Here is a 13,796-nt window from a genome sequence, read left to right as displayed (position 1 = left end):
CCTTTTCAATTAATTTCAAATTCTTAGTAAGAGAAATAATGTTAAGCCATTGCAAGTGATGGTTATGTCATATGATAAATTGGTGTCAATCCCTCCTTGATTGAGAAATGGGTAGCTATTTGTAAATATATAAATATATATATTTATACCATGAAAAGGAAAAAATCACCATACAGTAATGCGGATTAGGTGTAAAGTATAATGTAAGGATGGACATTATATGTAAAATAGAAGATAATATGATATATATTTAATGTAAGTGGGGGATGAGTTAATGGAGTATGCAATGTATAAAGGATCTGAATTTTGTTCCTTCTCGTTAAAAGATAATCTAGGATATTACGATGAGGAATTAAGAAAGCAAATGAGAATAGAAAGTCAGACCAATGCGTTTACATGTAATGAATGTAAGGAATATGTTATATTAAATGCAGGTCCTATACTTCCACCTTATTTTTCTCACCATAAAGGCAGTAAATGTACACTACAAAATAATGGAGAATCGAAAGAACACAGAGAGGGAAGATTCTTACTTTATTTATTAGCAAAAAGAAGCTTTCCGAAAGCAATTGTACGAACTAATACTGTTCATGAAAACGGAAGAAGAACTCACGTGTATATAGAATATCGTGACACAAAGATTGCTATCAATTATATATCATCGCGGCTTGTGATTAAAGATTGGGAAGAAAAACATTCCTTTTACGAGAAAAATAATATTATAGATGTATGGGTATTAAATATACAATCTAATATACATATTGATTCTAAGAATGTATCACTAACGAGCTATTTAACTTCAAGTATTTCCGCTAATAATAAAATAAATCTATTAGATACAAATAATAAAAGAATGACTTTGGTTCAATTTTTACCTAGGGACGGAAAGGAATTAACCTCGGAACGTGTATTTAACCAGAAAAGTTATAAATTAGAAGAGATGAATTTGAACATAAACGGTGAATTCTATAGTGAAAGTGAAGAACATAAGAAGTTAATACAAAAAATAAGCGAAAGTCAAAACAATATTAATAATGTAATAATTAAAGAGGAAGAATCAGATAATAAAATAATGGAATATGCAGTTATATCTGAAAGTTTCAAAAACACTTTCTTATTTAAAACAACCAACATGTATTGGAAATTGCCTACCTTAATTGGTACATCAGAAGAAGTGAAGAAAGCAAATGCAAGAAGATTAGATTATTTCATTCAAAATGATAATGAAATAAAGCAAATAAAGCAGAAAGAAAGAAAAGAAAAACGGATTTTAGAGATGAAATCTTATATTGAGTTACGAGTGCATGCGTTGGATTGGATCGAAAATAGCAAAAAGAAGATGTGGAGATAAATATATTGATGGTTAATGTCCTGAATTCTTTTGTATATTAACTAGGTAGGTCACAAGATGCGACAGATGGGAGTAAATATGAGGTTATTCATTGCAATCAATTTTGAAGATTATGATAAAGATAGACTTTATGAAAATGTTGAGCGATTAAAAGAAATGACGAAAAAAGCAAGTTTTACTAAGAAAGAAAATTTGCATCTTACATTGGTTTTCCTTGGAGAGACAACTAAAATTAGCTTAGTTGAAGAAATTATAGCTCAAAGTGTTGAAGAATTAAAGATGAGAGAGTTCATACTACAAGTAGAGGATTTTGGTACGTTTCATAGAAGAGAAGGGGATATCTGTTGGCTTGGAGTGAAAAGTTACACTTACTTAAGTAAATTAAATGAATATCTAACATTTTATTTAAGAAAAGCAGGATTCAAAATAGAAGAGCAAACTTTTAAACCACATTTAACCTTAGCTAGGAGAACGATATTTAAAAAAGAATATAGTGTAGATCAAGTTCAAAAGCAGATGAATACGTTAGAAATTCCAGTGAATAAAATTAGTTTAATGAAATCAGAGAGGATTGAAGGTAAACTAGTATATACTGAGATCTTTAAATATAAGTTGTTAAAATAAAAAGGCTCTTTGTCAAGTGTTGGGGTGTGAGGTGCGTTGCACCCGCACTAACACTGACAATAGAGCTATTTTTATGACTAGGTTCTATAATAGATGTTTTTTTGCATGACAAATAAGCCTCTTGAAAACCGACCATTTTTTTACATAGAACTGTGAATGATACGTGTACGAAATCTTTCGAAATTACGTACACCATAAGAACTTCTTTTTAGTACTTTGATTTTATTATTGAATCCTTCCGTAGGTCCATTTGTATATCCATACTTAAAGGCATTAAGTATATACTCAGACCAGCGTCTATATGTTTTTGCACATGCTTCAAATTCGTGTAATCCAGAGCTTTCAGCACTTTTTACCCACTCCCAAAATTCAGTTCTTTGATATGTATAGCTATTACTCTGACATATTTCATAGAACCATTCTTTTAACCTGTGAGCTAGTCGTAAATCATCACTGTATTGTAGCATTAAATCACAGGCTTTTTTGTTGTCATCTTTTAATTTAGAATATCGAGTCAGTATAAGTTTTCTACTTCGCTTATAGTACTTTCTAAGAGTTGGTGTCATGGATGCTTGTAAACGTTTACGAACACTTTCAATTGCCCAGGAAACCTGACGAATGTAGTGATATTTATCTACGATGATTGTGGCATTAGGAAAGAATGTTTTGGCAAGATCTATATAAGGTTGCCACATATCAGAAATAAAAAATTTAACACGATATCTTTCATCACGACTGCAAGATTTAAAATACTCAATAAGATGGGACTGAGTACGATCCGGTAAAATATCAAGAATACATTTTTTCTTTGCATCCACCAGAATACATTGATATTTGGAATCACCAGCATTCCCTTTAAATTCATCAATTGAAATGCATTGAGGAATATGTGGTTTATCATACGAGAGTGTATCAAGAATACGTATTACTGTATTCATTGAGACATTAGTTTGGGAAGCAACATATTTAATACTGTTGGTTGAACGAAGCAATTCAACAATTTTGAAGGATAGTCGTGTTGTACGTTGCTGATATTTAGCTATAAAACTATATTTCTCGTAAAAACGTTTACCACAAGAACATACATATCTTCGTTTTCTTAACAATAAATAAGCATTGGACAACTGAAAAGGTAAGTCTTTAATTTTCTGCCAACGATAATCGTGTATTTTAGATGTTCCAGCTCCACAACAAGGACAAATTTGAGGTTTGGGATTGGTTTCAATCTTGATAATAATTCCATCTAAAGTGTGTTGCACACTTTTTAATTTTACACCTTCTAAATTTAAAAGATTTTTGTTACAATTAGATTGCATCTATATAAAATACCTCCTTTAAAATGTTAGCTTTGGTCGGTTGGCATGTGAAGAGGCTTTATATAGATGTATTTTAATATAAAAACAAAAATGTTGGAAGTGTGTTTTTAACACACCCCAACATTTATTATAGAACCAATAAAAAAGCTGTTGAAAAACAGCTTTTTTATTTGGGTGATTATTCAATTTCATCATTGTTAGAATCGCTTTCGTTTATTTCGTCTTTGTCAATGTACTGTTTAAATACACGGTTAAAGAAAAAGGAATTAACATATGCGATAAAGGCAAATCCAAAAACGATGAAAATATATGGTCCAGCAGGTACAAAAAAGATAAATAATCCGCAAAGAGCAGTACAAATTACAATGAAGATTGTATTTTTCATATTGGTTAGTGCAATAAATAATGCATTTTTAACAGTCTGTTTTACGGAATTATTAAATTTAGATAGTAAAGGGAAAGTATATAATAAGATGCAACTATATAAAACAGTGATAAATGCCAATATAAAGCCAAACACATTGCCCGTCATGGTATCCATGGAAAACCAAAAATTAAGTGAAAAACCAAGTATACTTCCTATTATAAGTAAGATTAACCAAATGATTGTTGACTGTTTGAAATTCTCTTTAAAGGACTTAAAGTAAGATCTAAAGATGTAACCTTCCTCATCCTTAGCCATTTTTAATGTGACTGAATATAAAGCAGTGACTGATGCACCTATTGTAAATATTGGAATACAACATAAGAATGCAACAATGCTTAATAATATCATATCAATTAATTTGTCGATAAATTGAAATAATGGGCTTTCGTGACTTAAAAAACCACTCATAGTATCCTCCTCGATTATATTAATTTTCATAATTAAAAATAAGTATGTACTATTTACATAAGAAACATTTCCAAATAATAGTTTGTTTAGTGAATATATTATAAGTAATTATTCCACTTTTTTATTGAAAAATAACTAAAATGTTGAATAATGTAGTATATAGTAGTAATATATGTATAATTAATTATGTAATGTGTATTATACTATAGCAAATTAATATGTCAAGTTCATTATTGTTAATGTCTTATAATTTTTACTTCAATATTAGTCATTTTTTATTAAATTTACATTTAATAACTAATGTTTCTATACGTATTACATGAAAGATTATTGTAATTTTGTATAGATTTTTATATAAAGGTCTGATTTTTAATGCACAATAGATAAAAAAGTGTCTGTATTAATTGCTGAAAATCTATGGTAAAATACATTCATAGATTAGTTTATTAATTAAACAATGTGCAATGTGCTTAAATTGTTACATTAATAAATCATCAATATGGTATATTATTTTCAAAGATGGAGGAATTAAAATGGACAAAGCGATTACAGCACCAAAAGCAAAGTCTAAGAAAAGGAAAGCCAAAGATCAAAGTTTTAAATATTTCTTATTAGTAGCACCTTTCCTAGTATTAGTTTTTATTTTTAGCTACTTACCATTATATGGATGGTCATACGCGTTCTTTGATTACAGACCACCACTAAAACTTTCACAATGTGAGTTTGTTGGATGGAAATGGTTTAAGTATCTATTTGGAAATCCAATGCAAATCAAACAGTTAATCAATGTTTTGAAGAATACATTTGCAATGAGTGGTTTAGGTATCTTAACATCAGTATTACCATTAGCATTCGCAGTATTTTTAAATGAAATTAAATGTAAATGGTTTAAGAAGTTAGTACAGACCCTTACAACAATTCCAAACTTTATTAGTTGGATCTTAGTATATTCAGTTGCATTTAGTTTATTCTCATCAAGTGGTATGGTTAATCACGTATTACAAGATCTTGGAATTACAACAGATGCTATCAAATTCCTAGAAAGTGATAGTCATACATGGATCACAATGATGCTATGGGGATTGTGGAAAGGTCTTGGATGGGGAGCCATCATGTACTTGGCTGCACTAGCTGGTGCTGATCAAGAACAATATGAAGCTGCTAGAGTTGATGGTGCAGGAAGATTTAAATTAATGTGGCATATTACAGTACCTCAATTATTACCTACATACTTCGTATTATTAATGATGAGTATTGCAAACTTCTTATCAAATGGTATGGAACAATATTTCATCTTTAGTAACTCATTTAATATGCAACATATTCAAGTTCTAGATTTATACATTTACAAAATATCAATGGGATCTGCAAGTTTCTCCTTAGGTACTGCACTTAGTATGATGAAGAGTATCATTAGCGTTACCTTACTATGGGTGGTAAATACTTTATCTAAAGTATTCCGTGGTGAATCAATTATATAATTTATCAAGAAGGAGGAATATACAATGTCAAAGGAAACAAATACTACAGCATATAAAGCAAAAAAGAAAAAGATAACAGTTGGAGATATATCCTTTAATATCATCAATTATGCTGTATTTATAATATTTACAATAATTTGTATCTATCCATTTTATTATTTAATTATTAATACAATAAGTAGTAATGATCTAAGTAATAATGGTGTAATCAATTTTTTACCAAGAAAGCTTCAGTTTGAAAACTACAAGCAAGTATTTAAGTTAAGTGGTTTATCAGCTGCTGCAACTATATCATTAGGTAGAGTAGTAATCGGTACATTATGTACTACATTAGCATCAGCTTTCTTAGGATTTATGTTCTCACAACAAAAGATGTGGATGAGAAAATTCTGGTACCGCTTTATGTGTATTACAATGTACTTTAATGCAGGTTTGATCCCAATGTATATCATTATGTTAAACCTACATTTAAATAACTCATTCTGGGTATATATTTTACCAGCAATAGTATCACCTTTTAATATTATCTTAGTTAAAACATATATAGAGTCAATTTCATCTTCTTTACAAGAAGCTGCAGAAATTGATGGTGCTGGAATTGTTACAATCTTCGTAAGAATTATGTTACCAATTTCAAAACCAATCTTAGCAACTATTGCTATATTCTCAGCAGTAGGACAATGGAACTCATTCCAAGATACCTTAATTTACATTACAGATCAAAAACTATATTCATTACAATATTTATTGTACAAATATATTAACGAAGCTAGTACACTAGCTAATGTTATGAAAAGTAATGGTGGTGCAGCTGGTTTAGCTAACTTAGCAACAAAACAAACAGCAACATCAATTAAAATGACAGTTTCTGTAATTGTAGTATTCCCAATCTTAATGGTATACCCATTTGCTCAAAGATACTTTACAACGGGTATCATGATTGGTTCAGTAAAAGGTTAATATAGCCTTTTACTGATTAACAAAACGGGCTTATCAGAGCATATTGTTCTGTAGCTATATATATTAAAGGAGGATGTTTTTATGAGAAAAATGAAAGCTTCAAGAATTATATCCTTACTACTAGTACTTGTTATGGTATTCTCATTAGTAGGATGTAAGAAAGACTCTTCAGATTCCAAAGGGGACAAAAAGGGATCAACAGGTACTACAACAGATGCAAATGGTAATAAGAAATATGACAAATTTATTACTGTAGATGTATTTGCAACTGAAGCAAACAACCAAGGTACTCAACCTGGATGGTTTGCAAAAATTGTTAAAGACAAATTTAACATGGAATTAAATATCATTGCTCCAAACGTAGCAGGTGGTGGTGATACATTATTCCAAACTCGTTCAGCAGCTGGTGATTTAGGTGATCTTGTTATTATCGGTTCTGATGGTGACAAATTAAAAGACGTAGTTAATGCAGGTCTTCTTACTGATATGTCTGATATGATTAAGACTAGAAAAAATGTAAGCCAATATACTGCAGCTATTGAAAATGCACAAAAAATCGCTGGTAAAGACGGTGTTTGGGCAATTCCAAAGAGCGTTTCAAGTCAACCAGCAACTAATCCATCTGAATCAGGTGAACCAACTTTCGGACCATACTTACGTTATGATGTATACCAAAAAGCTGGTAGCCCAGATATTAATACTTTAGAAGATTTAATTCCTGTATTAAAGAAAATGCAAGATGCTAGTCCAAAGAGTGATTCTGGTAAGAAAACATATGCTATGTCTCTATTCAAAGATTGGGACGGAAATATGATGAACAATGCAAAACAACCAACATGTTACTATGGTTATGATGAAATGGGATTCGTATTATCTAAAGCAGATGGTTCTGATGATCAAAGTATTATTGATAGCAATTCACAATACATAAGATCATTAAAATTATTCTATAGTGCAAACCAAGCTGGTATCTTAGATCCAGATTCAGCTACACAAAACTATGATACTTTATCAAACAAATACAAAGATGGTGCAGTATTATTCTCATTCTGGCCATGGCAAGGACAATCATTATATAACTCAGCTGATAATACAAAAGCTGGTAAAGGATTTATGTTAGTTCCTATCAAAGATCAAAAGATCTTCTCATATGGTTGTAAACCAGCTGGAGATAAAGTTGTAGTAGGTATTGGTAGCAAAGCAGAAGATCCAGAAAGATTAATGGACTTCATCGATTGGATGTACTCAACAGAAGGTATTGAAATCTTATCAGGTGCTGGTATTAAAGGTTTAACTTGGGATGTAAATGCTGAAGGAAAACCAGAATTAACTGATTATGGTATGAAAGCTCAATACGATCAAAACGTAGATCAAACTGTACCAGATGAATTCGGTGGTGGAACTTACCGTGAAGGTGTTTCATGGTTAAACTTTACACCAGTTGTAGCAAGTGATACAGATCCAACTACAAAGGCTCCATATAGCTACGCATTATGGGATTCAACTATTGCTGCAAGAGCAACAACATTAACAAAAGCATGGCAAGATCAATACAAAGCAAAAGATACATTTACTTACTTAAAAGATAATAATCAATTATTAGTAGCACCAGGAACTAGCTACGTAGTAACAAATACTTCTTCTGACATTGAAGCTTTACGTAACCAATGTAAGACAGTAATCATTGATTACTCATGGAAGATGATCTTTGCTAAGAATGAAAAAGAATTTAATAGCTTATTAAAAGATATGCAAGATACTGTAAATGGTCTTGGATACAAAGATGTTCTTAAATTCGATTTAAAATGTGCTAAAGAACAAACTGCAGCTCGTCAAGCAGCAGCAGCTGAAGCAACTAAATAATAATTCCTAAATTATTTATAGTAAAATGAAACATGGTAACAAGTATATTACTTGTTACCATGTTTTTTGTGCTAATATTGGGCATGCTCAATAATTCTGATCAAAATATTCTCTGGGTGTCTTGTTGTAAAACTTTTTAAAGGATCTTAGAAAGCTAGAATAGTCATTAAATCCGCTTAATTCAGAGGCTTTTGTGATTGGTATTCCTTGGTTTATATATTCCAGCGATTGAATAAGACGTTTTTGTATTACATAATTGTGAATAGAATATCCAGTTTCATCTTTAAATTTATGCATGAGATGATAACGGTTGATATAGAAAACATCTGATAATTTCTCTATAGATATATCAGATGATAGATTATTATTAATATATCGCAAGATTTCTTCGATTTGTTTATCGTATTTAAGAGCTTGATGTTCATTTATATTTTTCTGTTCTAATACAATTCGATTCAGGTATATTAATAATTGAATTAGGAAGGTATTACTTAACAAAGAATTAGCAAATTCGTTAGAGTTCATAGACTCTGTTAAACCATTAATGACCATTTTAAGATAGTCAAGTAATTTGGCGTCAAGCCTTACGAGATTAAAGCTTTTTCTATTTGCTAGATGAAAACATGTTGTAATATCATAATCTTTGCCATTATGCGATTCTAGAAAGTCAGAATTGAGCCAAATGATAATTCTTTCATATGGAACAGAAGGATCAATGATAGGTTTATGAAGTTCATTATTATTAATTAATAGAACATCCCAAGGGTTTAGATGATACGTTTTTCCTTCAATTAAATAGGTTACATTACCAGATAAGAAAATAATTATTTTTTTAAAATCATGATAATGAAATTCAAATTCTTGATGTTTTTGATCTTTTAGATGAAATAGTAAAAAATCATCATTTAGATAACCTTTTTTTTGCTTTTCCATAAATATACCTTTCCATGACTCATTTTGGTCTGCTTTTCTTAAAAATAGGAGAATGTTGCTAAAGCATTTATATTATAACGCACTATTTACAAGAAATACAGCATTTTCTTCGCTATACTTTGTAGAAAATGTGCCTATAATATACTATGATTAGACATTTTATAGAAGGAGACTGGTAGTGATGATTGAACTAGTAAAATATCGTGGTTTTGGCAGTGAATATATTATTTATGATCCAAATAAATATCAATTAGAATTGACACCAGAAAGAATCAAAAAAATAAGTTATATCAATTGTGGTGGCTATGTAGATGGAATTATTTATGGACCAATTATTACTGAAAATAAAATGGAATTTATAATTTTTAACATAGATGGTACAAAAGCAAAACTTAATGCGAATGCAGCACGTATCTTTATAAAATATCTGTTAGATACTGGTTATGAAGTTGAAGAGGAGATTACATTATTATGTTTAAATAGAGAAATAGATATAGTGAAGTTAGAAGACTATATGGATGGCTTAAAATTATCTATTAGACGTACGAAAGTAAGTAGGAGTGAAGTGATGTCAATGGATAATAGCCAGGATTCTATACCAGATACTATTTATATGGCAGGACCTGTGAAACAGGTTGGAAGTATTTATTATTATAATTAATAAAAATATTTTATTATAAGTCTGTATTAGAATATGTGATTAAAGTAGTTGTGTGATATAACTTAATATAAAAACACAATGGATTTACAAATGAATTAATTAATCAAGTAAAAAAATATGGTAATACATTGAAAAAGTATTATAATATAAAAAAGAAAAAATATATAATACATCACAAAGGAGATCTATCAATGAAAATTGAAAACTACAGAGATTATATACTAAATACTATGAAAGATTTTATTGAAGTTCCTAGTCCAGTCAGTTATTACGAAGAAATTCTTCCTCTTTTAGAGAAGTATGCAATTAATTTGGGGTACGACGTTACATATGATCGCAAGAGAACGGGATATATTACTTTAGAAGGGGAAGATAATTCAAAAACTATATGTGTAGGTGCTCATCTTGATACACTTGGATTAATTATTAAAACAATTAACTCAGATGGTAGTATTAGTGTGACACAATTAGGGGGAATTAATTATAGTAGCATTGAAGGCGAGACTGTTACGGTTCATACAAGAGAAGGCAAGAAATATACTGGACTAATGACATGCATCTCACATTCTGTTCATGTATTTGATGATGCTAGGACTCTACAAAGAGATGAGAATTCTATGGTTATTATGTTGGATAAAAATGTAACATCAGAAGACGAGGTCATAGCATTGGGTATTGAAGCTGGGGATATTGTTTCTATTAACCCAAGATTTGAATATACTGAGGATGGTTATATCAAATCACGTTTTATTGACGACAAAGCTGCAGTAGCATCGGTATTTACTGCATTAAAATATATGAAAGATAATGGTATTAAGCCTAAGTATCGCACCCTTTTAGCATTCCCATTCTATGAAGAAATAGGTCATGGTGGTGCTTATATTCCATCAGAAGTAGAAGAATATGTAGCAATTGATATTGGTTTAATTGGTCCGGAACTGAATGGATCAGAATATCAGGTATCCATTTGTGCAAAGGATAATTATAGTCCATATGATAGAGGATTAACAACGAAATTAATTCAATTAGCGAAAGAAAATGAAGTTGATTATGTTGTTGATGTATTCTATCGTTATGGTACAGATGCCAATGCTGCTGTAAGAGCTGGAAATAACGTATATGCGGCTGCTTTTGGAATGGCGGTACATTCTTCCCATGGAGTTGAAAGAACCAATATAAAGGCTATTGAGGAGACTATAAAATTACTTATAGTTTATTTAACGTCTAAGTAGTTATAGCTACTGTAATAGTCATAGGTATTGTATATCAAAAGGTATTGTATATCAAAAGATATTGTATATCAAAAGATATTGTATATCAAAAGATATTGCATATCTTACATATTGTAGTATCAATTTGGCTTAACTCTCATATATTTTAAATATAGGTGGCAAATCTAGTCACAAAATTTCTAAAATATTGATGATATTCTATATAAATTAGGTAGAAGCTTAAATACAAAGCTTAAATACAAAGCTTCTACCCCCTTTTAGAAGATTGGGAGGAAAGTCTATGGCAAATATTAATATACTATCCATCGATGGTGGTGGTATTAAGGGAATAATCTCTGCAATGGTTTTAGAAAAGTTAGAAGAGAGGCTTCAAGTATATTCTCATAATCATAATGCAAGAATTGCTGATTATTTTGATTTGGTTGCTGGAACAAGTACTGGAGCGATACTTACAGCGATTTACTTATGTCCTGATAAAAATCGTAGACCAAAATTTTCTGCCAAAGATGCTACAAATTTATATTTATATAAAGGAAAAGAAATATTCAAACGACAACCTTACTATCCATTAAATACGTTCTTCGGTTTATTTGGCGCAAGATATACTAATACAGAATTTAAAAAAATCTTAGATCTATACTTCGGTAATCTTCAAATTGGTGATTTATTAAAGCCATGTCTTATTACTTCTTACGATACAGAAAAGAGAAGTGCGATATTTTTCAATACTGTTTCTTCGAAAAAAGGTGAGGATAGAGAGTACTTATTGAAAGATTCGGTTCTAGCTTCAGCTTCAGCTCCTACCTATTTTAATCCAGCTTACATAAAATCAATTCGGTTAAAAGATAATTGCTTAATAGACGGTGGTGTATTCGCAAATAATCCTGCTCTATGTGCATTAGTAGAAGGTATCAAACTTGAGGAGTTTACAAATATGAATGATGTCTTTTTACTATCCGTAGCGAATGTATCTACAAAGGTCCCTTATGAATATAGGAAAGCAAAAAGATGGGGACTAATTGGATGGGCATTGCCAATCTTGGATATACTTATGGATGCAAGTGAACAGACTGTAGATTATCAGTTAGAGAAAATATTTAGTGCAATTCATCTTCCTAATAACTACGTTAGAATTGAGAAAGAGATAGAAGAACGTAATTTTAGCATACCAAGGATGGATGATGTTAGACCAGAAAGTATTCAAAAGCTAATTGATATCGGATATAAAATAGTCGAAGAGGAAAAGGAAAATATAGATAGAATAGCGAGACAGCTAGTGGAAAGCAAAAGAAGATAATGGTAAATAATAAGCAAATCTAGGAAAAAATATTCGTTTGTTAAGTATAAATTATGAATAAGTTAAGTTTTAGTTAAAAATATGTCTTTTAATATCATAATTTATGTGGTAAAATTGTTATGCTTTAAAAATAATAAACGAAATTTATGGAGGCGCTTATGACTATTTCATTGTTTGAATTCCTGCATCAATTAGTATCGAATCCACCACTATTGATAACAGTAATTCTTACTCTAGGTGTTATTTTAGTAAATGGTTGGACAGATGCACCGAATGCGATTGCAACTTGTGTTTCAACAAGGTGTATGCGTCCTGAAAGTGCAATCATTATGGCTGCAATATTTAACTTTTTTGGAGTGTTATGCATGACAATGCTAAATGCGACTGTAGCCGAGACTATTTATAACATGGTTGACTTTGGTGGAGATACAAAACAAGCACTAGTTGCGCTGTGTGCGGCACTTTTTGCAATTGTATTATGGGCAACAGCAGCTTGGTATTTTGGTATTCCTACTAGTGAGAGTCATGCATTAATTGCAGGATTATCTGGTTCCGCGATTGCTTTACAAGGTGGACTTGGCGGAATTAATGGTGGAGAGTGGATTAAAGTTATCTACGGCTTAGTATTATCTACTGCAATAGGATTTGTTGCTGGTTTTGTTGTTGTTCGTATCATTGAATTTATCTGTAAGAGAAAAGATAAACGTAAAACAGATGATTTATTCAAAAAAGGACAAATCGGTGGTGCAGCAGCAATGGCATTTATGCATGGAGCACAAGATGGACAAAAATTCATGGGAGTATTCATGCTAGGAGTATTTTTAGCAAATGGATACGGTGATGTTTCAAATTTTAAAATTCCTATCTGGCTTATGATATTATGTTCTTTAGTTATGGCTTTTGGAACATCAATTGGTGGATATAAGATTATCAAATCTGTAGGTATGGGAATGGTTAAACTTGAGAAATATCAAGGATTTGCAGCAGATATTTCGGCAGCAGGTGCTTTGTTACTTTCAACTGTAACTGGTATTCCAGTAAGTACTACTCATACAAAAACAACTGCTATTATGGGTGTTGGTGCTTCTAAGAGATTATCATCTGTAAATTGGGGAGTAGTAAAAGAAATGATATTAGCATGGGTACTTACTTTCCCTGGCTGTGGATTGATTGGATTTTTGATGGCACATTTATTTATGTGGATATTCTAATCGATGCCGTTAAGGTAGATTAATCAATCTGA

At 30.8% G+C, this 13,796-nt stretch carries 12 protein-coding genes; 9 read left to right on the top strand and 3 right to left on the bottom strand.

All coding sequences use genetic code 11. The features are described 5' to 3' along the window. Nucleotides 1-274 precede the first annotated feature (274 nt). Together bsdtb5_RS12795 and thpR are read left to right on the top strand one after the other, a co-directional pair. Nucleotides 275-1,351: a competence protein CoiA family protein gene (locus tag bsdtb5_RS12795; RefSeq protein WP_271712376.1), complete on the top strand. Its 1,077-nt coding sequence runs from the start codon at nucleotides 275-277 to the stop codon at nucleotides 1,349-1,351. Nucleotides 1,352-1,429: 78 nt separating this feature from the next. Beyond that, nucleotides 1,430-1,975, top strand: coding sequence for an RNA 2',3'-cyclic phosphodiesterase (gene thpR / locus bsdtb5_RS12790; protein ID WP_271712375.1), 546 nt, complete (start codon nucleotides 1,430-1,432; stop codon nucleotides 1,973-1,975). 140 nt (nucleotides 1,976-2,115) lie between these two features. On the opposite strand, the gene bsdtb5_RS12785 is transcribed toward thpR, so the two are convergent. Both bsdtb5_RS12785 and bsdtb5_RS12780 read right to left on the bottom strand, forming a co-directional pair. Then, on the bottom strand, nucleotides 2,116-3,291 hold the full coding sequence (locus tag bsdtb5_RS12785) for an ISL3 family transposase (RefSeq protein ID WP_271712080.1): 1,176 nt from the start codon (nucleotides 3,289-3,291) through the stop codon (nucleotides 2,116-2,118). Between the two features lie 178 nt (nucleotides 3,292-3,469). Continuing rightward, the gene (locus tag bsdtb5_RS12780; RefSeq protein ID WP_271712374.1) at nucleotides 3,470-4,126 is read right to left on the bottom strand and encodes a YesL family protein; all 657 of its coding nucleotides are present in this window, start codon (nucleotides 4,124-4,126) and stop codon (nucleotides 3,470-3,472) included. 533 nt (nucleotides 4,127-4,659) lie between these two features. Here bsdtb5_RS12780 and bsdtb5_RS12775 point away from each other — a divergent pair. The 3 genes from bsdtb5_RS12775 to bsdtb5_RS12765 all read left to right on the top strand — a co-directional run bounded on the left by bsdtb5_RS12775 (nucleotide 4,660) and on the right by bsdtb5_RS12765 (nucleotide 8,430). Next, on the top strand, nucleotides 4,660-5,607 hold the full coding sequence (locus bsdtb5_RS12775) for an ABC transporter permease (RefSeq protein WP_271712373.1): 948 nt from the start codon (nucleotides 4,660-4,662) through the stop codon (nucleotides 5,605-5,607). 24 nt (nucleotides 5,608-5,631) lie between these two features. Continuing rightward, a complete protein-coding gene (locus tag bsdtb5_RS12770) occupies nucleotides 5,632-6,567 on the top strand; it encodes a carbohydrate ABC transporter permease (RefSeq protein ID WP_271712372.1) in 936 nt (311 codons plus the stop codon). An 81-nt stretch (nucleotides 6,568-6,648) separates the two neighbouring features. Continuing rightward, entirely contained in the window at nucleotides 6,649-8,430 is a 1,782-nt protein-coding gene (locus bsdtb5_RS12765; protein ID WP_271712371.1) for a type 2 periplasmic-binding domain-containing protein, read from the top strand. Nucleotides 8,431-8,517: 87 nt separating this feature from the next. Here bsdtb5_RS12765 and bsdtb5_RS12760 read toward each other — a convergent pair whose 3' ends face one another. Beyond that, on the bottom strand, nucleotides 8,518-9,363 hold the full coding sequence (locus bsdtb5_RS12760; RefSeq protein ID WP_271712370.1) for an AraC family transcriptional regulator: 846 nt from the start codon (nucleotides 9,361-9,363) through the stop codon (nucleotides 8,518-8,520). Nucleotides 9,364-9,544: 181 nt separating this feature from the next. On the opposite strand from bsdtb5_RS12760, the gene bsdtb5_RS12755 reads away from it, so the two are divergent. From bsdtb5_RS12755 to bsdtb5_RS12740, 4 genes are all read left to right on the top strand, one after another. Continuing rightward, the gene (locus bsdtb5_RS12755; RefSeq protein ID WP_271712369.1) at nucleotides 9,545-10,024 is read left to right on the top strand and encodes a hypothetical protein; all 480 of its coding nucleotides are present in this window, start codon (nucleotides 9,545-9,547) and stop codon (nucleotides 10,022-10,024) included. 191 nt (nucleotides 10,025-10,215) lie between these two features. Then, on the top strand, nucleotides 10,216-11,256 hold the full coding sequence (locus bsdtb5_RS12750) for a M42 family metallopeptidase (RefSeq protein WP_271712368.1): 1,041 nt from the start codon (nucleotides 10,216-10,218) through the stop codon (nucleotides 11,254-11,256). A gap of 280 nt (nucleotides 11,257-11,536) precedes the next feature. After that, nucleotides 11,537-12,553 carry a patatin-like phospholipase family protein gene (locus bsdtb5_RS12745; protein WP_271712367.1) on the top strand — a complete coding sequence of 339 codons (1,017 nt, stop codon included), beginning with the start codon at nucleotides 11,537-11,539 and terminating at the stop codon, nucleotides 12,551-12,553. A gap of 158 nt (nucleotides 12,554-12,711) precedes the next feature. Continuing rightward, nucleotides 12,712-13,764: an inorganic phosphate transporter gene (locus tag bsdtb5_RS12740; protein ID WP_271712366.1), complete on the top strand. Its 1,053-nt coding sequence runs from the start codon at nucleotides 12,712-12,714 to the stop codon at nucleotides 13,762-13,764. The last annotated feature ends 32 nt before the right edge of the window (nucleotides 13,765-13,796 follow it).

Origin of the sequence: Anaeromicropila herbilytica (assembly GCF_016591975.1) — a bacterium.
GTDB lineage: Bacteria > Bacillota > Clostridia > Lachnospirales > Lachnospiraceae > Anaeromicropila > Anaeromicropila herbilytica.
Note: the sequence above shows the minus strand (reverse complement) of the source record. Positions and strands in the feature narration are given on the sequence as shown.